This is a genomic window from Micrococcus sp. KRD026, assembly GCF_017168445.1.
Lineage (GTDB): Bacteria > Actinomycetota > Actinomycetes > Actinomycetales > Micrococcaceae > Micrococcus > Micrococcus luteus.
In genome coordinates this window covers 104900-125155 of record NZ_JABFBA010000001.1, presented here as the reverse complement: position 1 = coordinate 125155, position 20256 = coordinate 104900, and the positions used below count along the sequence as shown (strand labels likewise).

General features: G+C 73.7%; 18 protein-coding genes. 11 read left to right on the top strand and 7 right to left on the bottom strand.

Annotated elements, in window-relative coordinates; genetic code table 11:
- Positions 1-331: 331 nt before the first annotated feature.
- Complete coding sequence (locus tag J1M40_RS00525) at positions 332-853, bottom strand: adenine phosphoribosyltransferase (protein WP_036316668.1); 522 nt, start codon at positions 851-853, stop codon at positions 332-334.
- Between the two features lie 100 nt (positions 854-953).
- On the opposite strand from J1M40_RS00525, the gene J1M40_RS00520 reads away from it, so the two are divergent.
- The 8 genes from J1M40_RS00520 to J1M40_RS00485 all read left to right on the top strand — a co-directional run bounded on the left by J1M40_RS00520 (position 954) and on the right by J1M40_RS00485 (position 10704).
- The gene (locus J1M40_RS00520) at positions 954-2489 is read left to right on the top strand and encodes a peptide MFS transporter (protein ID WP_036316670.1); all 1536 of its coding nucleotides are present in this window, start codon (positions 954-956) and stop codon (positions 2487-2489) included.
- 85 nt (positions 2490-2574) lie between these two features.
- Entirely contained in the window at positions 2575-2961 is a 387-nt protein-coding gene (gcvH, locus tag J1M40_RS00515) for a glycine cleavage system protein GcvH (RefSeq protein WP_002854607.1), read from the top strand.
- A 101-nt stretch (positions 2962-3062) separates the two neighbouring features.
- Positions 3063-3488: an FHA domain-containing protein gene (locus J1M40_RS00510; RefSeq protein WP_002854606.1), complete on the top strand. Its 426-nt coding sequence runs from the start codon at positions 3063-3065 to the stop codon at positions 3486-3488.
- Between the two features lie 12 nt (positions 3489-3500).
- Complete coding sequence (locus tag J1M40_RS00505; RefSeq protein WP_051995300.1) at positions 3501-4244, top strand: MerR family transcriptional regulator; 744 nt, start codon at positions 3501-3503, stop codon at positions 4242-4244.
- On the top strand, positions 4237-4752 hold the full coding sequence (locus J1M40_RS00500; protein WP_051995301.1) for a bifunctional nuclease family protein: 516 nt from the start codon (positions 4237-4239) through the stop codon (positions 4750-4752). Before J1M40_RS00505 ends, J1M40_RS00500 begins: the two co-directional genes overlap by 8 nt.
- 212 nt (positions 4753-4964) lie before the next feature.
- Positions 4965-5528, top strand: coding sequence for a MerR family transcriptional regulator (locus tag J1M40_RS00495; RefSeq protein WP_012750924.1), 564 nt, complete (start codon positions 4965-4967; stop codon positions 5526-5528).
- A 111-nt stretch (positions 5529-5639) separates the two neighbouring features.
- Positions 5640-9158, top strand: coding sequence for a pyruvate carboxylase (locus J1M40_RS00490; protein ID WP_036316673.1), 3519 nt, complete (start codon positions 5640-5642; stop codon positions 9156-9158).
- Positions 9159-9240: 82 nt separating this feature from the next.
- A complete protein-coding gene (locus J1M40_RS00485; RefSeq protein ID WP_036316674.1) occupies positions 9241-10704 on the top strand; it encodes a mycothione reductase in 1464 nt (487 codons plus the stop codon).
- A 61-nt stretch (positions 10705-10765) separates the two neighbouring features.
- Here J1M40_RS00485 and J1M40_RS00480 read toward each other — a convergent pair whose 3' ends face one another.
- A complete protein-coding gene (locus J1M40_RS00480) occupies positions 10766-12601 on the bottom strand; it encodes a long-chain fatty acid--CoA ligase (protein WP_036316676.1) in 1836 nt (611 codons plus the stop codon).
- A gap of 114 nt (positions 12602-12715) precedes the next feature.
- Positions 12716-12982: a hypothetical protein gene (locus J1M40_RS00475; protein ID WP_241251945.1), complete on the bottom strand. Its 267-nt coding sequence runs from the start codon at positions 12980-12982 to the stop codon at positions 12716-12718.
- Positions 12983-13186: 204 nt separating this feature from the next.
- Here J1M40_RS00475 and J1M40_RS00470 point away from each other — a divergent pair, with 204 nt between their 5' ends.
- Complete coding sequence (locus J1M40_RS00470; protein ID WP_036316678.1) at positions 13187-13894, top strand: 1-acyl-sn-glycerol-3-phosphate acyltransferase; 708 nt, start codon at positions 13187-13189, stop codon at positions 13892-13894.
- A gap of 71 nt (positions 13895-13965) precedes the next feature.
- Positions 13966-15378: a class II 3-deoxy-7-phosphoheptulonate synthase gene (locus tag J1M40_RS00465; RefSeq protein WP_036316682.1), complete on the top strand. Its 1413-nt coding sequence runs from the start codon at positions 13966-13968 to the stop codon at positions 15376-15378.
- A gap of 24 nt (positions 15379-15402) precedes the next feature.
- On the opposite strand, the gene pknB is transcribed toward J1M40_RS00465, so the two are convergent.
- From pknB to J1M40_RS12530, 3 genes are read right to left on the bottom strand one after another with little or no spacing between them, the layout of a single operon-like run.
- Positions 15403-17340, bottom strand: a complete 1938-nt coding sequence (pknB, locus tag J1M40_RS00460; RefSeq protein WP_205805491.1) for a Stk1 family PASTA domain-containing Ser/Thr kinase — start codon at positions 17338-17340, stop codon at positions 15403-15405.
- Positions 17341-17394: 54 nt separating this feature from the next.
- Positions 17395-18042 carry a LysM peptidoglycan-binding domain-containing protein gene (locus tag J1M40_RS12535; protein WP_342356867.1) on the bottom strand — a complete coding sequence of 216 codons (648 nt, stop codon included), beginning with the start codon at positions 18040-18042 and terminating at the stop codon, positions 17395-17397.
- Positions 17961-18524, bottom strand: coding sequence for a LysM peptidoglycan-binding domain-containing protein (locus tag J1M40_RS12530; protein ID WP_342356866.1), 564 nt, complete (start codon positions 18522-18524; stop codon positions 17961-17963). The genes J1M40_RS12535 and J1M40_RS12530 overlap by 82 nt, the downstream gene beginning before the upstream one ends.
- A 214-nt stretch (positions 18525-18738) precedes the next feature.
- On the opposite strand from J1M40_RS12530, the gene J1M40_RS00450 reads away from it, so the two are divergent.
- Complete coding sequence (locus tag J1M40_RS00450; RefSeq protein ID WP_049158988.1) at positions 18739-19137, top strand: Rv2175c family DNA-binding protein; 399 nt, start codon at positions 18739-18741, stop codon at positions 19135-19137.
- Between the two features lie 42 nt (positions 19138-19179).
- Here the strand turns inward: J1M40_RS00450 and J1M40_RS00445 are convergent.
- The coding region (locus tag J1M40_RS00445) for a polyprenyl synthetase family protein (RefSeq protein WP_206450325.1) at positions 19180-20256 on the bottom strand (1077 nt) is incomplete at its 5' end.

The following is a 20256-nucleotide window of genomic DNA, read 5'->3' as shown; positions in this document are numbered from 1 at the left end:
GGACGACCTGCTCGGGGGTGTGACGCTTCCTGCTGTTCGTCATGATCTGACCAGTCTCCCTGCCCGCGACCGCGGGCAACAGGACGACTCTCATAACGACTGGACCTACGAAACGGGGTCAGCCCAGGCGGTCGCCCGGGCTCCGCGTCGACTCGCGTGCCGTGGCCAGGAGCTCGGCCAGTTCCGCGGTTCTCCGCGCTTGTTGGCAGTAGTTTCGCAGCAGCCCGACCACATTCACGAGGCCGGAGTCCTGCAGCGCAGGGCTCCGGCTTCGTCGTACCCGGGGCCGGGCCACCTTTGCCGCCACTCCCCGTCGGTCGGGCGGGGCGGTTCAGGACGCGAACAGCACGTGCGTGTCCGGCACGACGGCCCGGCCGCCAAGGGCCGTGAGCTCCAGCAGGCAGGCCGCGCCCACCACCTCCGCGCCCCGCGCCTCGATGAGCCGTCGGCCGGCGGCGAGGGTGCCGCCCGTGGCGAGGACGTCGTCGAGCAGGAGCACCCGTGACCCGGCCCGCAGGTCTTCCGACACCTCGATGCTCGCGTTCCCGTACTCCAGCGTGTAGTCCGCACGGGCCGCGGGAGCCGGGAGGCGCCCGGCCTTGCGCAGCGGCACGAGGCCGGTGCCGGTCAGGACGGCGGCCGCCCCGGCGAGCAGGAACCCGCGGGCCTCGAGGCCGGCCACGAGGTCGAACCGCCCCTCGAACGGCGCCACCAGGGCTTCGACGCACGCCCTCAGGGCGCGGGCGTCGGCGAGCAGGGGCGTGATGTCCTGGAAGGCCACGCCCGGGCTGGGATGGTCGGGGACCACACGGATGAGCGAGCGGGCACGGGCGATCTCGGAGGTGACGGACACGGCCTCCACTCTAGGACGGACGCCGCCCGGGCCGCGGATGTGATCGGCGTCATCGGGCGGGGAGTTTGCTCTGGCTCCCTCAGGGGAGGACAGTAGATCGGTGGAAAATCCCCAGAATCCTCTCGCGGGCCGCGTGCCCGACGTCGAGCCGTCCGCCCGCGTGGCGGCGTCGACGGCCACCCGTCCCGACGACGCCACCCCCGACTGGCGCGGCCGCCCGTTCCTCGGCCAGCCCGGCCCGCTGGCGAACCTGTTCTCCGTGGAGCTGTGGGAGCGCTTCTCCTTCTACGGCATGCAGGCGATGCTCGTGTACTACATGTCCTGGACCGCCGCGGAGGGCGGCCTCGGGATCGACCCGGCCGTGGCCACGGGCATCGTCGGCGCCTACGGCGGCATGGTGTACGTGTTCTGCATCCTCGGCGGCTGGGTCGCCGACCGCCTGCTCGGTTCCGAGCGCACCATGTTCGTCAGCGCCGTCGGGATCATGTTGGGCCACATCGCGCTGGCCCTCGTCCCGGGCGTCCCGGGCCTGACCCTGGGCCTCGTGCTCGTCGCCGTCGGTTCGGGCGGCCTCAAGGCCAACGCCACGAACCTCGTCGGCTCCCTGTACTCCCGCGAGGACCCCAAGCGCGATGCCGGCTTCTCCATCTTCTACATGGGCGTGAACATCGGCGCCCTCTTCGGCCCGCTGCTCACCGGCCTGGCACGCGACACGATGGGCTTCCACGTGGGCTTCGGCCTCGCCGCCGCCGGCATGGCCATCGGCCTGACGCAGTACGCCCTGACCCGCAAGAACCTGCCCACGGACGTGCACCGGGTCCCGGATCCGCTGCCGCGGTCGCAGTACGGCCGCTGGGGCCTGATCGGCCTGGGGATGGTCGCCGTCGTCGTGGCCCTGTTCCTCACGGACGTCATCACCCTGGACAACCTCTCCGACGCCGTCGTCGTGCTCGCCGCCGTCGCGGCCATCGCGATCTTCGCGGTCCTGCTGACCTCGACGAAGGTCTCGGAGGAGGAGCGCTCGCGCGTGAAGGCGTTCATCCCGCTGTTCATCGGCACGTCCGTGTTCTTCGCCCTCTTCCAGCAGCAGTTCACCGTGATCGCGCTGTACTCCGAGCACCGCCTCGACCGGAACCTGTTCGGCTGGCTCATGCCCATGGAGTGGGTCAACTCCATCAACCCGATCTTCATCATCGTGTTCGCCCCGGTGTTCGCCGCGCTGTGGACCAAGCTGGGCACCCGCCAGCCCGCCACCCCGGTGAAGTTCGGCATCGGCATCGTCCTGATCGGCATCGCCTTCCTGCTGTTCATCCCGGTGGCCGACGTCGCCGCCGTGCCGCTGCTGTGGCTGACGCTGATCCTCTTCGTCTGCACCATGGGCGAGCTGCTCGTCTCCCCGGTGGGCCTCTCCCTGGCCACCAAGGTCGCCCCGCGCAGCTTCCCGGTGATGATGGTGTCGCTGTACAACCTGTCCGTCGCCCTGGGCACGGCCCTGGCCGGCTCCCTGGCCGGCTCCTACTCGGAGCAGAACGAGGTGGGCTACTTCGGCACGATCGGTGCGGTCACCCTCGGCGTGGGCCTGATCGTGCTGGCCATCGCCAAGCCGGTGCGTCGCGGCATGCGCGGCGTGCTCTGAGCACGCCAGTGGCGCGAATCACGCGCCGCTCGGTAGTCTGCGAGACGACGTCATCCCTCCCGACCACACAAAGGACGCGCACTCCATGAGCTCCATCCCCGAAGGCCTGAAGTACTCCGCCGAGCACGAGTGGATCGCCGAGGCCGGTGCCGCCGGCACGGTCCGCGTGGGCATCACCGACTTCGCCCAGGATGCGCTGGGTGACGTCGTGTACGTGGACCTGCCGGAGGTCGGCACCGAGGTCACCGCGGGCACCGCGGTGGGCGAGGTCGAGTCCACGAAGTCCGTCTCGGACATCTACGCCCCGGTCTCCGGCACCGTGGCCGCCGTCAACGACGAGCTCGACGGCGAGCCCGGCCTGGTCAACTCCGCCCCCTACGAGGGCGGCTGGCTGTTCGAGATCACCCTCGCGGACGAGGCCCAGCTCGAGGGCCTCATGGACGCCGAGGGCTACGCCTCGCACACCAGCTGAGCCCCGTCCGCCGTCGCCCCGCCGCCGGCCGGCGGGGCGACGGCGTCCCCTTCGTCTCTCCCTCCGGCGCCGCGGCGCCGGCCCCCGCACAGGAGCACCCCATGAACCAGCCCGGACGTGAACCGGACCTGTCCACCTCCGCCATCAACCTCACCGAGCTGGCGCCGCTGGTCTCGGCGGACCTCACCCGTGAGGAGTCGGACGCGATCCGCGCCCTCCCGGCCGGTTCCGCGCTGCTGCTCGCCCACGAGGGCCCGGACCAGTCGGCCCGCTTCCTGCTGGACGAGGACGTGGTCTCCGTGGGGCGCCACCCGGACGCGGACATCTTCCTCGACGACGTCACCGTCTCCCGTCGTCACGCGGAGTTCCGGGCCGAGGACGGCGGCCACCGGCTCGTGGACCTGAACTCCCTCAACGGCACCTTCGTGAACCACGACCGCGTGGACGAGATCCTGCTGCGCTCCGGGATGCACGTGCAGATCGGCAAGTACCGGCTCACGTACTACGCCGGGCCGGCGCGGGGCTGAGCCGTCATCCTCGTGACCGATCCGCGCCCGCGCCCCGACGCCGTCCCCACCGCCCGCCCTGCGGGCCGGCTGGGCATCGGCGAGGTCGTAGCCTCCCTCGAAGTCGAATTCCCCGGCGTCACCGCGTCCAAGGTGCGCTTCCTGGAGGACCGCGGCCTCGTGCTGCCCGAGCGGACCAGCGCCGGCTACCGGCGCTTCCGGCCCGAGGACGTGGACCGGCTCCGGTTCGTCCTCGCCCTGCAGCGCGACCACTTCCTGCCGCTCAAGGTGATCGCCGACCACCTGGCCGCGCTGGACCGCGGTGAACGCCCCACCGGCCTGCCCGGAACCGCGGCGGCCCCGGCGTCCTCGGACGCGGAGCGGCTCGGCCGCGAGGTCGCCGGGGGCCGCCGGTCGTGGACCCGTGCCGAGCTCGCCGCCGAATCCGGGGCGGGCGAGGAGCTGCTGGCCGAGCTGGATCAGTACTCGCTCCTGCCCGTCGATCCCGACGGCGGCTACCCGAGCCACGCGATGGACGTGGCCCGGGCCGCCGTCGTGCTCGCGGGCCACGGCCTGGAGCCCCGGCACCTGCGCCCGCTGCGGGCCGCGGCCGACCGCGAACTGGGCCTGGTGGAGCGCGCCGTCGCCCCGCTGCAGGCCCGCCGCGACGCCGGCACCCGCCCCCGCGTGGCCCGCTCGGCACGCGAGATCGCGCAGGCCAGCCTGCGGCTGCATGCGGCCCTCGTGGCCGTGGGGCTGGAGCAGTGGGATGACTGAGCCGCGCCCCGTGCCCGCCGACGACGCCGGCAACGTGCCGCTCTCCGTGCTCGGCGTGCGCGTCGAGCTGCCCGAACAGCACCACGTGATACTGCTGGTGGACCCGCCCGGCCGCACGATGGTCCCGCTGTGGGTGGGCGCGCCCGAGGCCGCCGCCGCCGCGCTCGCGCTTGAGGGCGTCCGCGCGCCCCGGCCCCTCACCCATGAGCTGCTCCTGGCCGCCGTCGACGCCCTGGGCGCCGAGGTCGTGCGGGTGCGGCTCACCGAGGTCCGGGGCGAGGTCGTGCACGCCGAGCTCGTGCTCTCCACGGGCGCCCGGGTCGACGCGCGCGCGTCGGACGCCGTCGTGGTCGCCCTGCGCGCCGACGCCCCCGTGCTCGGCAGCCCTGCCGTGCTCGCGGACGCCGGCATGCCGGCGCGGACGGGGGAGGAGGACGCCGGCCAGGAGCGCGCCGTCGAGGACTTCCGCGACTTCCTGGACACGGTGCGCCCCGAGGACTTCGCCTGAGCGGAGCCGGCGCGACACGGCGCGGTCTCGCCGCCGGCTTCGTTGACCGTCCCCGGACCCGCGCGTACCTTCGAGGGGAAGAGGGCCCCGCCACCCGGAGCGCCTCCGTCGCCCTCCCCACGGTCACCGGGGAGCGCCGCCACGGTCACCGGCGGCACACGACGGTCGCGTCCCCCTCCCCGCACCGGGGGCCCCGCACCAGGAGGTTCCCCGTGACACCCACTGCAGGTCCTGGCCGGCCCCCCGCGCTCGGCGCCCAGGGCACGCTCTTCGACGAGGGCAGGACCCAGGGCGACGACGTCGGCTTCCGCGGTCCCACCGCGTGCAAGGCCGCCGGCATCACCTATCGCCAGCTCGACTACTGGGCCCGCACGGATCTCGTGGCCCCCACGGTCCGCAGCGCCTCCGGCTCCGGCTCCCAGCGGCTCTACTCGTTCCGCGACATCCTCGTCCTCAAGGTGGTCAAGCGCCTCCTGGACACCGGCGTCTCGCTCCAGCAGATCCGCACCGCCGTGGGCCACCTGCGCGAGCGGGGTGTCGAGGACCTGGCGCAGATCACCCTGATGAGCGACGGCGCCTCGGTGTACGAGTGCACCTCGGCGGACGAGGTCGTGGACCTCGTCCAGGGCGGCCAGGGCGTCTTCGGGATCGCCGTCGGCCGCGTGTGGCGCGAGGTCGAGGGCAGCCTCGCCGAGCTGCCCCGCGAGAGCGTGGTCGGCGCCCCCGAGCCGGGGGACGAGCTGGCCGGGCGGCGTCGGGCCCGCCGCTCCGCCTGACCCTCCACCCCGGGGCGCCCCGGAGGGCCGAGTCAGTCATCTTTCGTCTCGCAGCGGTGACTGTGCGCGACATGAGGCGGAACTCCGGCGCGGTGTGACACACTCCCAACCATGACCGCACCTGTCGAGAACTTCACCCCTCCAGAGGACGCGGCCGGGTCGACCGGAGCCGGCGCCGTCTTCTCCAAGGTCTTGGTGGCCAACCGCGGCGAGATCGCCGTCCGCGCCTTCCGCGCCTGCTACGAGCTGGGCGCCCGCACCGTCGCCGTCTTCCCCTACGAGGACCGCAATTCGATCCACCGCCAGAAGGCGGACGAGGCCTACCGCATCGGCGAGGAGGGCCACCCCGTGCGCGCCTACCTCGACGTGGACGAGATCATCCGCGTGGCGAAGGACGCCGGGGCCGACGCGATCTACCCGGGCTACGGCTTCCTGTCGGAGAACGCCGGCCTGGCCCGTGCCGCGGCTGAGAACGGGATCACCTTCGTCGGCCCGCCCGCCGACGTCCTCGAGCTGACCGGCAACAAGGTCGAGGCCCTGCGCGCGGCCAAGCGTGCGGGCATCCCCACCCTGGCCTCCTCGGACCCGAGCGCCGACGTCGAGTGGCTCCTGGAGCAGGCCGAGGAGATCGGCTTCCCCATCTTCGTCAAGGCCGTCGCCGGCGGCGGCGGCCGCGGCATGCGCCGCGTCGAGCGCCGCGAGGACCTGCGCGGCTCCCTCGAGGCCGCGATGCGCGAGGCGGACACCGCCTTCGGCGACCCCACCGTGTTCCTCGAGCAGGCCGTCCTGCGGCCGCGGCACATCGAGGTGCAGATCCTCGCCGACGGCGAGGGCAACGTCGTGCACCTCTTCGAGCGGGACTGCTCGCTCCAGCGCCGCCACCAGAAGGTCATCGAGATGGCCCCGGCCCCGAACCTGGACGAGGAGATCCGGCAGGCCCTGCACCGGGACGCCGTCGCCTTCGCCAAGGAGATGGGGTACGTCAACGCGGGCACCGTCGAGTTCCTCGTGGACACGGCGGGCGAGCGTGCGGGCCAGCACGTGTTCATCGAGATGAACCCCCGCATCCAGGTGGAGCACACCGTGACTGAGGAGGTCACGGACGTGGACCTGGTGAGCGCGCAGCTGCGCATCGCCGCCGGCGCCACCCTGCCCGAGCTGGGCATCACCCAGGACGCCCTCCAGGTCCGCGGCTTCGCCATCCAGTGCCGCATCACCACCGAGGACCCGGCCAACGGCTTCCGCCCGGACACCGGCACCATCACCGCCTACCGCTCGGCCGGCGGCTCCGGTGTGCGCCTCGACGGCGGCACCATCTACGCCGGTGCGGAGATCAGCCCCCACTTCGACTCCATGCTGGTCAAGCTCACCTGCCGCGGACGCGACTACGCCACGGCGGTGCGCCGCGTGCGCCGCGCCCTGGCGGAGTTCCGCGTGCGCGGCGTGGCCACCAACATCCCGTTCCTGATGAACGTGATGGACGACCCGCAGTTCCTCAGCGGCGACGTCGCCACGGACTTCATCGACAAGCACCCCGAGCTGGCCACGGTGAACCGCTCCCAGGACCGCGGATCCAAGGCCCTGCAGTATCTCGTGGACGTCACCGTCAACCAGCCGCACGGCCCGCGCGTCGAGGGCATCGACCCTCGCGACCGCCTCCCCGAGCACCCGGGCGACAAGCACCAGGAGCCGGACCGCTCGCCCTTCGACGGCCCGAGCCGGAACGAGGACGCGGTGCCCCCGCGCGGCTGGCGTCAGGTGCTGCTGGAGCAGGGCCCCGAGGGCTTCGCCCGCACCCTGCGTGAGCAGACCGCGCTGGCCGTCACGGACACCACGTTCCGCGACGCCCACCAGTCCCTGCTGGCCACCCGCGTCCGCACGCGCGACCTGCTGGCCGCCGCCCCCGCCGTCGCGCACACCCTGCCGGGGCTGCTCTCGGTGGAGGCCTGGGGCGGGGCGACGTACGACGTCGCGCTGCGCTTCCTCCACGAGGACCCGTGGCAGCGCCTCGAGCTGCTGCGCGCGGAGCTGCCGAACATCCCGATCCAGATGCTGCTGCGCGGCCGCAACACGGTGGGATACACGCCGTACCCCACCGAGGTGACGGACGCGTTCGTGGCCGAGGCCGCGGCATCCGGCGTCGACGTGTTCCGCATCTTCGACGCCCTCAACGACGTCGAGCAGATCACCCCGGCCATCGAGGCGGTGCGTGCCACGGGCACCGCCGTGGCCGAGGCGGCCCTGTGCTACACGGGCAACATGACGGACCCGAAGGAGACGCTCTACACGCTCGACTACTACCTGGGCCTCGCCCGCCGGATGGTCGACGCCGGCGCCCACGTCCTGGCGATCAAGGACATGGCGGGCCTGCTGCGGCCCGCCGCGGCGCGCGAGCTGGTCACCGCCCTGCGCGCCGAGTTCGACCTGCCCGTGCACCTGCACACGCACGACACCGCCGGCGGTCAGCTGGCCACCCTGCTCGCAGCGGCGGAGGCCGGCGTGGACGCCGTCGACGCGGCCACCGCGTCCATGGCGGGCACCACCAGCCAGGTGCCGCTGTCCGCCCTGGTGGCGGCGCTCGAGCACACGGAGCGGGACACCGGTCTCGGCCTCGAGGCCGCCACCGCGATGGAGCCCTACTGGGAGTCCGTCCGCTCGGCGTACGCGCCCTTCGAGGCGGGGCTGCCCGCCCCGACCGGCCGCGTGTACCACCACGAGATCCCGGGCGGCCAGCTGTCCAACCTGCGCACGCAGGCGATCGCGCTCGGCCTGGGGGAGCGGTTCGAGGCCATCGAGTCGATGTACGCCGCGGCCGACGACCTGCTCGGCCACCTCGTCAAGGTCACCCCGTCCTCCAAGGTGGTGGGCGATCTGGCGCTGCAGCTGGTCGGCTCCGGCGTGGACCCGAAGGAGTTCGCGGAGCGTCCGCAGGAGTTCGACATCCCGGACTCCGTGATCGGCTTCCTGCGCGGCGAGCTCGGCGACCCGCCCGGCGGCTGGCCGGAGCCCTTCCGGACCAAGGCCCTCCAGGGTCGCCGCGAGGGCGCGGGCATGGTGGAGATCTCCGCGGAGGACTCGAGCGCCCTCGGCGAGGCCGGACAGACCCGCCGCGGGGTGCTGAACCGCCTGCTCTTCCCCGGCCCCACGAAGGAGTTCGAGGCGCACCGCGAGGAGTTCGGGGACACCGTCACCCTGCACACCCGCGACTTCCTCTACGGCCTCGTCCCCGGGCGCGAGCACGTCATCTCGCTCGGACGCGGTGTGCGGCTGCTCGCCACCCTCATGTCCGTCTCCGAGCCGGACGAGAAGGGCATGCGCACCGTGATGGTCACCCTGAACGGCCAGCTGCGCCAGATGACCGTCCGCGACCGCTCGATCGAGTCCACCGTGCGGACCGCGGAGAAGGCGGACCCCGGCACCCCCGGCCACGTCGCCGCCCCGTTCGCGGGCTCGGTCACCGTCCAGGTGGCCGAGGGCGACGCCGTCGAGGTCGGCCAGGCGGTGGCCACGATCGAGGCGATGAAGATGGAGGCCGCGATCACGGCCCAGGTCGCGGGCACCGTGCGCCGCGTGGTCACGGAGGGCATCACGCCCGTCAACGGCGGAGACCTGCTGCTCGTGATCGAGTGAGCCCCGCGTGAGCCCGCCGCCGGCGGGCCGCCCCACGGGCCCGGACGCCACCGCGTCCGGGCCCGTGCCTATCCTGGGAGGCATGGCCACCACTGCGGAACACCACGACCTGCTCATCATCGGATCCGGATCGGGGAACTCCCTGGTCAGCGAACACTGGAAGGGCCGGAGCGTCGTGATCGCCGACTCCGGCCCGTTCGGCGGCACCTGCCTGAACGTCGGCTGCATCCCCACCAAGATGTACGCCTACCCGGCCAGCCTGGCGGCGCTGCCGCCCGAGGCCCGGAGCCTCGGGGTGGGGCTGGAGTTCACGGGCGCCGACTTCCCGGCCATCCGGGACCGCATCTTCACGCGCATCGACGGCATCAGCCGGGACGGGCTGCGCCACCGCCGGGATGATCTGGACTACACGAGCGTGATCCAGGAGGAGGTGCGCTTCGTCGGTCCCCGCCGCGTGCGCACCGCCTCGGGTCGGGAGATCACGGCGGACCAGGTCGTGGTCGCCGCGGGGTCGCGGCCCACCCTCCCGGAGATCCCGGGCCTGGACCTGCCGTCGGTGCACACCTCGGACACCGTCATGCGACTGGATCGGCTGCCGCGGCGGCTGCTCGTGGTGGGCGGCGGGTTCATCGCCTGCGAGTTCGCGTCCGTCTTCGCCGGGCTGGGCACCGAGGTCGTCCAGGTCAACCGCGGCCACCGGCTGCTCAAGCAGCACGACATGTCCGTGTCCACGACGTTCACGAAGATCGCGGCCCGGCGGTGGGACCTGCGCACGGGGTGGACCCCGGCCGGGATCGAACCGGTCGAGGACGCCGAGCGGGCCGCGGACGGCTGGGTCCGGGTGCGCCTGGATCGCGCGGAGGGCCAGGAGCAGACCGGCATCGTGGAGGAGGCCATCGAGGCGGACGCGGTGCTGATCGCGGTCGGCCGGACGCCGAACACGGACCGCCTCGACCCCGCCGCCGCGGGACTGGACGTCACCGACGACGGCATCCTGGCCAGCGACGAGCACCAGCGCGCACTCTCCGACGGCGCGCCGGTGGAGGGGGTCTACGTGCTCGGGGACGTCGCCAACACGTGGCAGCTCAAGCACGTGGCCAACCACGAGGCCCGCGTCGTCGCGCACAACCTGGAGCATCCGGACGACCTCCGCGCCAACACGCTCGGCCCCGTGCCGGCGGCCGTGTTCACCCACCCGCAGGCGGCCTCCGTCGGGCTCACGGTGGAGCAGGCGCTCGCCGACTACGGCGCGGACGCGATCACGGTGAAGACCCAGCCCTTCGGGGACGTCGCCTACGGCTGGGCCATGGAGGACACCGAGGGTGTGTGCACCGTCGTCGCGGAGAAGGCCACCGGACGGATCCTGGGCGGGCACATCCTGGGGCACGAGGCCGCGAACCTCATCCAGCCGCTCGTGACCGGCATGGCGTTCGGCATCGACGCCCACCGGCTCGCGCGGGGCCAGTACTGGCCCCACCCGGCCCTCACCGAGGTCGTCGAGAACGCGCTGCTGGGCCTGGACGTGCCGGACTCCGGTCTGCTCTGACCGGACCCGCGGGGACGACGAGGCCCGGCCGCGGGGGCCGGGCGCCGTCGTCGAGGGGCGTTCAGTTCTGCGGGGCGGGCTCCCCGTAGATGTCCGCGATCTGCGCGGCGAAGTCCTTCATGATCGCCGACCGGCGCATCTTCAGGGACGGGGTCACATGGCCCTCCTCCAGGGAGAAGTCGCGGTCGAGGATGCGGAACTCCCGGATCCCCTCGGCGCGCGAGACCAGGCTGTTGGCCTTGTCCACGGCCTCCTGGATGTGACGGCGCACCGCGTCCTCGCGTGCGGCCGCAGCGACGTCGAGGTCCTTCGGCAGCCCGTTCGCGGCGAGCCACGCGGGCAGGGTGTCGGTGTCGAGGGTGACGATCGCCGCGATGAAGGGCTTGCCGTCGCCGACCACCATCACCTGGGAGACGAGCGCGTCGCTGCGGATCGCGTCCTCGAGCATCGCCGGTGCCACGTTCTTGCCGCCGGCCGTCACCAGCAGCTCCTTCTTGCGGCCGGTGATCGTGAGGAAGCCGTCGTCGTCCAGGGCCCCGAGGTCGCCGGTGCGGAACCAGCCGTCTTCGAAGGCCTCCTCGTTCGCCTCCGGCCGGTTGTGGTAGCCGCGCATCAGCGACGTGCCGCGCGTGAGGATCTCGCCGTCCTCGGCGATCCGCACCTGGTTGCCGCCGAGGGGGTGTCCGACCGTGCCGATCTTCAGCCGGTCCGGCCGGCCCACGGTGATGGGGGCCGTCGTCTCGGTGAGGCCGTAGCCCTCGAGGATGGTCACGCCCACGCCGCGGAAGAAGTGCGCCAGGTCGGTGGAGAGGGGGCCGCCGCCGGAGACCGCGTACGCGAGCCGGCCGCCCATGGCCGTCCGGATCCGGCGGTAGACCAGCGCGGAGTAGAACGCGCGCTGCAGCCGCAGGGGCGCCGTCATCTGGCCCGAGTCCAGCGCCCGGGACCAGCGGATCGCCACGTCCGCGCCACGGCGGAAGATCTTCTCCTTGCCGCCGCTCTGCGCGTTGAGCAGCGCCGCGTTGTAGATCTTCTCGAACACGCGCGGCACGGCCAGCACGAAGCTCGGCTGGAAGGTCTGCAGCGAGACCGAGAGCCGCTTGATGTCCGAGACGTGCCCGCAGCGTGCGCCCGCGGCGACGGTGAGCACCGAGACGAAGCGCGCGAACACGTGCGCCAGGGGGATGAACAGCACGGTGGAGGTGTCCTCGCGGACGACGTCGCCGAGCGAGGAGGACAGGGTCTGGTTGACGAGCTCCGCGAAGTTCTCGTGCGTGAGCTCGCAGCCCTTGGGCCGGCCCGTGGTGCCGGAGGTGTAGATGATGGTCGCCAGGTCGGCCAGGCCGGCGGAGGACCGGCGCGTCTCGAGCTCCTCATCGGTGACGTCCGCGCCCAGGGCGACGAGCGCCTCGAGGCCGGAGCCGGGGGCGCCGTCGGCCGGGTCCATCGTCCACAGGCCGATCAGCTCCGGCAGGCCCTCGCGCTGCACCGCGTCCCGCACCGTCTTGGCGAGGTCCTCGTTCCCGGTCACGACGGCGCGCACGTCCGAGTCCTCGATGATCCAGGACACCTGGCTGACGGAGGAGGTCTCGTACACGGGCACGGTGACCGCGCCGGCATACCAGATGGCGAAGTCGACCAGGGTCCACTCCAGGCGGGTGGAGGCCAGGAGACCGACCGTCTCCCCGGGCTGGATCCCGGCGGCGATGAGCCCCTTGGCCAGGGCCCGCACGCGTTCGCGGGCGTCCCGGGCGGAGACGTCCGTCCACTGGTCCTGCGCGTCCGCCACCGCGAAGAGGCCGTGGTCGGGACGCTCCGTGGCCTGGCGTTCCAGGAAGTCCGTGATGTTCGCCTCCGGGGACAGGCGGGGGTGGTACGGCTCGCTGATCTCGTGCATGGGACTCCTCGGGCGTCGGGTCGGTCCCGCCGACCGATGGTCGGCGGAACGGAAGTATGTGTGAGTCGTGTCACGCACACTCTACAACCGGCAGCGGCAGGGTTCGGGCGCGACTCAGTGCGTCGTCATGGCGGCGACCGCGCTCCGGCCGTGGTCGATCAGCAGCGGCAGGTCGTAGTCGAGCGTGGCGACGTGGCGGCTGCGGGGCAGTCCCACCACCTCCACGGGGGCCTGGCGCAGGCCCCGCACCAGGGTCCGGTGGCTCGAGGCGGGCACGACGGCGTCGCGGGCGGACCGGTAGACCGTCACGGGAGCGGTGATCCGCGGCAGGGCGCGGCGGGCGGCCCGCTGGATGCGGCCGAGGGCGGCGACGCCGGCCACCGGCGTGCGGGGGTAGGCGCGCTCGCGCGCCGTCGGGTCCGCGATGTCGTCCGCGATCGGGGCGACCGTGGGGACGAACGGGGCCAGCAGCGGGGCGAAGGGGGTCTTCGGGGGCGACGGCGACGGGGCGGGGCATGGTGCCAGGGTAAGGCAGGCGGACCATACGATGGGCAGGCACCCGACCGCCCCGACCGGAAGGCCCTCGTGTCCACGTTCTACTGGTCCGCCAAGACGTTCGCCGTGGCTCCGGCCACCCGCCTGCTGTTCCGCCCCTGGGTGAAGGGCCTCGGGAACGTGCCGGCCGAGGGCCCGGCGATCCTGGCCAGCAACCACCTGTCCGTCTCGGACTCGGTGTTCATGCCGGCCATGCTCGACCGCCAGGTGCACTTCCTGGCCAAGCACGAGTACTTCACCGGCCCGGGCGTGAAGGGCTGGGTCACCCGCCGGTTCTTCGAGGCGGCGAACCAGCTGCCCATGGACCGCTCCGGCGGAGAGGCGTCCCTGCGCTCGCTGGACGCGGGCCTCGAGGCGCTGCGGGAGGGCCGGCTGCTCGGGATCTACCCGGAGGGCACCCGCAGCCCGGACGGGCGGCTGCACCGCGGCAAGATCGGCGTGGCCAAGCTCGCGCTGGCCTCGGGCGCGCCCGTGGTGCCCATCGCGATGATCGGCACGGACCGGGTGCAGCCGATCGGCCACGTGCTGCCGCGGATCCGGCGCCTGGGCATGATCTTCGGCGAGCCGCTGGACTTCTCCGACCGTGCCGAGGCCGCCGGCGACCCCCGGGTGCTGCGGGAGGTGACGGACGAGATCATGGAGGCCATCCGGCGCCTGTCGGGCCAGGAGTACGTGGACACCTACGCGGCGGACGTGAAGGCGGGCCGTACGGCCGCTCCGCCACGCGCCCGCGACTGAGCGGGGCCCGCGCGTCGTCATCCGGGGACGCTCAGACCGGGGCGCGGCACGCGGCCCCTAGCCTGGTGCACATGACTGAAGACCCCCGCGAGAAGATCCTGGCCTTCGGCACCGCCATCTCGGAGGGCGCCGCCGACATCCCCGGCCTGGACCACTGGCGCTCGCTGCCGATCGCACAGGCGCCGTCCTGGGCGGACGAGGCCGATCACCGCGCCGCCGTCGCCGAGCTGAGCGCCCTGCCCCCGCTCGTCTTCGCGGGCGAGGTCGACCTGCTGCGCGCCCGTCTGGCCGACGTCGCCCAGGGCCGCGCGTTCCTCCTGCAGGGCGGCGACTGCGCCGAGACGTTCGCCGGGTCCACCGCCAACCGGATCAGCGCCCGGGTGAAGACCATCCTGCAGATGGCCGCGGTGCTGACCTACGGCGCCTCCATGCCGGTCGTGAAGATGGGCCGGATCGCCGGCCAGTTCGCCAAGCCGCGGTCCTCGGACACGGAGACCCGCGACGGCGTCACGCTGCCCAGCTTCCGCGGCGAGATCGTGAACGGCTACGAGTTCACCGAGCAGGCACGCCGGCACGACGCCCGACGGATGGTGCAGGCGTACCACACCTCCGCCTCCACCCTGAACCTGGTCCGCGCCTTCACCCAGGGCGGCTTCGCCGATCTGCGCAGCGTGCACCAGTGGAACCAGGGCTTCATGGCCAACCCGGCCTACGCCCAGTACGAGGAGATGGCCGCCGAGATCGACCGCGCGGTCCGCTTCATGAACGCCGCGGGCGTGGACTTCGAGGCCATGCGCCGCACCGAGTTCTACTCGGCCCACGAGGCGCTCCTGCTCGACTACGAACGTGCCCTGACCCGCGTGGACTCACGCAGCGGCGACCCCTACGCCACGAGCGCCCACTTCCTGTGGATCGGCGAGCGCACCCGCCAGGTGGACGGCGCCCACGTCGACTTCCTCTCCCGGGTCCGCAACCCGATCGGCGTGAAGCTCGGCCCGACCACCACGGTCGCGGACGCGCTCGAGCTCGCCGAGCGGCTGGACCCGGAGCGCGAGCCGGGCCGCCTGACCTTCATCACCCGCATGGGTGCGGAGCGGATCCGGGACGTGCTGCCCGGCATCGTCGAGGGCGTCCGCGACGCGGGGCTGGAGCCGGTGTGGGTCACCGACCCCATGCACGGCAACACCGTGACCGCGGCCAACGGCTACAAGACCCGCCGGTTCGAGGACGTGATGGACGAGGTCAGCGGCTTCTTCGAGGTGCACCGCGAGCTCGGCACGCACCCGGGCGGCATGCACGTCGAGCTGACCGGCGACGACGTCGCCGAGTGCCTGGGCGGCTCCGACCCGATCAACGAGGCCGACTTCGACGCCCGCTACGAGACGCTGTGCGACCCGCGGCTGAACCACCAGCAGTCCCTGGAGATGGCGTTCAAGGTCACCGAGGCCCTCTCGCACCCCGAGCGCCGCGCGCCGCGGGCCTGACCGCGCGGCCGGGCACGCCCCGGCTCAGCCGACCCAGACGTGGACCGCGGTGCCCTCCGGCAGCGCGGTCCCGGCGGCGGGGGACTGGTGCAGGACCCGGGACTCGCCCCGGGCGGAGAGCGGCAGCGGCAGGCGATGCACGCGGGCGTCCCAGCCCTCGTCCGCCAGCGTCGTGTGCGCCGTCTCCGGATCCTGCCCGGTCATGTCCGGCACCGGGCGCACGGCGCGGCCCTCGGAGAGCACCACGCGGACCGCGGTGCCCGGCGTCGCCTGCTCGCCGGGGGCCGGGTGCTGCTCGATCACGGCCCCGGCCGGCACTGCGGGATCGGTGCGGCGCTCCGCGACCTCCACGGTGAATCGGGCGTCCCGGGCCACGCCGTGGGCCTGCCGGATCACGACGCCGGTCAGGTCGGGCACCGGCACCGGCGCGGGGCCGGCGGAGACGGTGAGCTCGACGGGGGCGCCGCGCCCCGCCGGCTCCCCGGCCGCGGGCGAGCTGGCGACGACCGTGCCCTCCGTGCGGAGTTCGTCATGCCGGGCCGTGACCGCCGCGGTGAAGCCCGCGGCGGTCAGCCGTTCCTCCGCCGCCTCCCGGGCCAGCCCGTCGAGGTCGGGGACCACCGCCACACCACCGACTCCGAGGCCGCCGGAGCCCAGCGTCCAGCCCAGCAGCAGGGCGACGCCGGTGAGCAGCAGGGTCACGGCCGCGCCGATCGCCGCGGCCCGGCCGGTGCCCTGGCCGAGGTCGAGGGCGGGGCGGCGGGCCGCCCGACGCAGCCGCCGCCGGGAGCCGCGCCCCGGATGCCGGTCCGCCGGAGCGGGGTCGACCGCGAGCGGGCCGACCGGCTCCGCCGGGCGCGCGGCGGGCCGCGGGTCGCCCCCGTGCGTCGCCGCACGGGTGTCGATGACGTCGGTCACGTCGTCGTCGAGGGCGGACTCAGCCAGGGCGGGGAGCACGCGCGTCGCGTGGTGGTCGCCGGCGTCGAGGGCCCGGGTCGGCAGGTCCCCGTCCGGGGCTGCGCCCTCGAGGCCATCGGCGGCGGGGGCGGCCGCCGCCGGGTCCGTGCCCGGGCCCTCGGCGGGGCGGCGGTCCGGTTCGTCGGGGTCCAGGCCCGCCGCCACGGCGTCGATGCGGTGCAGGAGCTCGCCGGCACCGGCGGGCCGGTCGGCCGGGTCCGGCTCGGTGCACCACAGCACGAGGTCGTCGAGGTCCTCGGGGAGCCCGGGGTGCAGCGTGGACGGCACGGGGACCCGCTCGTGGACGTGTCGGTAGGCGACCTGCAGCGCGGTCGCCGCGGTGTACGGCTGGCGGCCCGTGAGCAGCTCGAACAGGATGATGCCCACGGCGTACACGTCGGAGCGGGCGTCGGCGGGCGCCCCGGCGATGTGCTCGGGGGCGAGGTAGGCGGGCGTGCCCACGACGGCCTGCCCGGCCATGGTGTGGGCCGTGGCGGCGCGGGACAGGCCGAAGTCCGCGACCGTCACCCGGCCGTCGTCGCGGACGAGCACGTTCTCGGGCTTCACGTCCCGGTGCACCAGCCCGGCGCGGTGCGCGGCGGCCAGGCCGTCGACGAGCGGACGCAGGAACCGCAGCGCCTCCCGGGGCGAGAGCGGGGCCCGGTCCCGGATGACGGTGCGCAGCGTGCGGCCGGGCACGTGCTCCATCACGAGGTAGGCCAGCACGTCGCCGTCCTCGGCCTCGGTGTGGCCCTGGTCCAGGACCGCGACGACGTGCGGATGGGACAGCCGCGCCGTCGTCTTGGCCTCCTGCTCGAACCGGCCGACGAGGACGGGGTCCTCCGCCAGGTGCGGGTGCATGACCTTGAGCGCCACCTGGCGGTCGAGACGCTCGTCCACGGCCAGGTAGACGGTGGACATGCCGCCCCGGGCCAGCCGCTCGACGACCCGGTAGCGGCCGTCGACGATGCCCCCCACGAGGGGGTCGCGGCGTGCGCTGCTCATCGTCCCAGGGTAGGACAGGCGGCGGACCCCTCGGGGCGGTCCGCCGCCGGCGGATCAGAACATCGCCATCGCGGCGCGCACCTTGGCCACGTAGTCCCGTGCCTCCGGGTTCAGGCCGCTGTCCAGCACCCCGCCGAGGCCCTGGTAGTAGGCCCCGATGCCCTCATCGAGGGTGGGGGTGCGGTCCTGCACGTACTTGATGAACGCGACGCCGGCCACCGCGTTGTCGTGGGGGTCCAGCAGGTTCAGCTCGCGGCCCACCAGCTCCGAGGCGAACTCGCCCGTGATCGGGATGACCTGCATCGCCCCCACGGCGTTGCCGGGGGAGACCGAGGCCATGCGGAAGCGGGACTCGGTGTACGCGTGGCCCAGGGCCAGGCGAGGGTCCACGCCCATCCGCTCGGCGGTCTCGCGGACGATCTGCTGCATCTGCTCGGGGGTGGGCTGCGGGACGGAGCGCAGCAGGCGCAGGTTCTCGTTCGCCGAGGCCGTCACGTGCGGCGCGTAGGTGCGCCCGAGGAAGGTGTCGCCGACCGCCTGGACGGCGGAGACCGGCTCCACCTCGAGGGTGCCGTCGGAGATCACGAGCACGTCGCCGGGGTGCAGCGTCGAGGCCCGCGTCAGGCCGTTGAGCTCGCGCAGACGGGGGATGGAGACCTCGAACCGCTGGGAGATCCCCCAGAGGGAGTCGCCGGAGACCACGGTGTACCGGACCGTCCCGCCGGCCGCCGTCGGGGTCTTCGATGCCGGCGCGGTGGCGGGACGGTCCGGTACACCGGCGTGGTCAGGACCATGCCCGGGTGGAGCATGCTCGACGCGCTCATGCCGTTGAGCCGCTGCAGCTGCGCGGCGGAGACGCCGGTGCGGCGGGCGATGACCCACCACCCGTCGTTCGGCTGCACCGTGTAGGTCCCCGCGGCCGGGGCCGCCGCGCCGGTCAGGCGGAGCTCGTCACCCGGGTAGAGCACGGTCTCCAGGCCCAGGCCGTTGAACCGCAGCAGGTCGGCGACGGAGACGCCGCGGGCGGCCGAGATCCGGGTGAGGGAGTCGCCCGGGCGCACGGTATGCACCGCCGCCTCCTGGGCGTGGGCCTGGGCGGGCAGACCGGTGAGCAGCAGCAGGGGCACCGCGCCGCCGGTCAGGACGGAGCGCAGGCGGCGGGAGCGGACGGGGGTGTGGGGCACGGCAGACCTCGGCATCGGATCGGATGGATGGATGGAACACGACGGGGAAGTGACGGGTGGGACCCGTGGCCCCCGCGGTCGACCGACGACGTCGGCGCCCGGCCATGGAGCCTCGGCGATGTTATCGGAATGTGATCTTCGTGACCATACTGAGATCTATGCCGTCCGGGGCGCGATGGGCCGGGCCCGTCGGCGGCCACGTAGGCTGGCGCCTGTGAGCACCACTTCCTCCGACACCCCGGTCCCCGCTGACGCGATCCCCGCCGAGCTCGACGCCCTCGTGGGCGAGTGGCTCTCCGTGCCCGACGTGGCGGAGCGCCTCGACCAGCGTGTGACCCGCGTCCACAACCTCGTGCATGATCGCCGCCTGCTGGCCGTGCGTCGCCCCGAGCCCGCGGTGCGGTCCGTGCCGGCGCTGTTCCTCACCGAGACCGGCGTGCTCGATTCCCTGCAGGGCACGCTCGTGCTGCTGGCCGACGCCGGCTTCTCCGACGAGGAGGCCCTCCGTTGGCTGTTCACCGAGGACGAGTCGTTGCCCGGCCGGCCCATCGACGCGCTCCGGGACGGTCGGAAGACCGAGATCCGGCGCCGCGCCCAGGCCCTGGCCTGGTGAGCCGACCCGCGGGCGGCCATCCGCCCGCGGGGTTCGTGCGGCTCAGTGGCGGCGCGACGTGTATGCGTCGATCAGCCGCGTGAGCTCGGCGCTAACATCCTCGGGGACGCCGTGCGCGAGCAGGCCCGCCACGGCGCCGGCCGCCTCGTGCGAGAGCACCGCGACCCGCTCTTCGACGGCCTGGCGCGCACCGCATGCTTCGAGGACGGCCTGCCAGTGGGCCACCCGGTCCGCGCCGAGGTCTGGATCGCCGAGGTCCGCGTCGAGCGCGGCGACCTCGTCCGGGGCGAGCAGCTCGACGGCGCGGGCGATGAGCACCGTCTGTTTCCCCTCCCGCAGGTCGTCGCCCGCGGGCTTGCCCGTGGTCGCCGGATCGCCGAACACGCCGAGCAGGTCGTCCCGGTACTGGAACGCCATGCCGAACGGCAGCGACACCCGGGCGAACGCGGTCACCAGCCCGTCGTCCGCCCCCGCCAGCAGCCCGCCCAGGGCCAGCGGGTGCACCGCCGAATAGCGGGCCGACTTGTGCTCCACCACCGCCTCGGCGGCCGCCTCGGCCTCGCGGGCATCGCGCGCCGCCGGGGCCATCTCCGCCACCACGTCGAGGTACTGACCCGCCATCACGCCGAAGCGCATCCGCTCGAGCTCGGCCCGCGCCCGATCCTCCCGGGGCGTGCCGGCGAGGACGCGCGCGAAGGCCGTCTCGCTCATCCCCAGGGCGACGTCGCCGGCGAGGATCGCGGCGGAGACGCCGAAGTGCTCCGCGGCGTGGCGCCAGCCCGCCTCCCGGTGGAGGGACTCGAAGCGGCGGTGCACGCTGGGCATCCCCCGGCGGGTGTCCGAGCGGTCCAGGATGTCGTCGTGGATCAGCGCCGCGGCCTGGAACAGCTCGAACGCCGCGCCCGCCTCGGCGATGCGGGGGTCCTCCGCCTCGCCACCGGCCGCCCGCCAGCCGAGCCAGGCCAGGACGGCGCGCAGGCGCTTGCCGCCCGCGGTCAGGTCCGCGATCGCGTCCACGAGGGGCGCCGTCAGCGGGTGGATGTCCCGGGCGAGTTCGCGGTGCTCCGCCAGCAGGCGGTCGAGGGCGTCGGCGACGGCGGCGCGGAAGCGGTCCTGGTC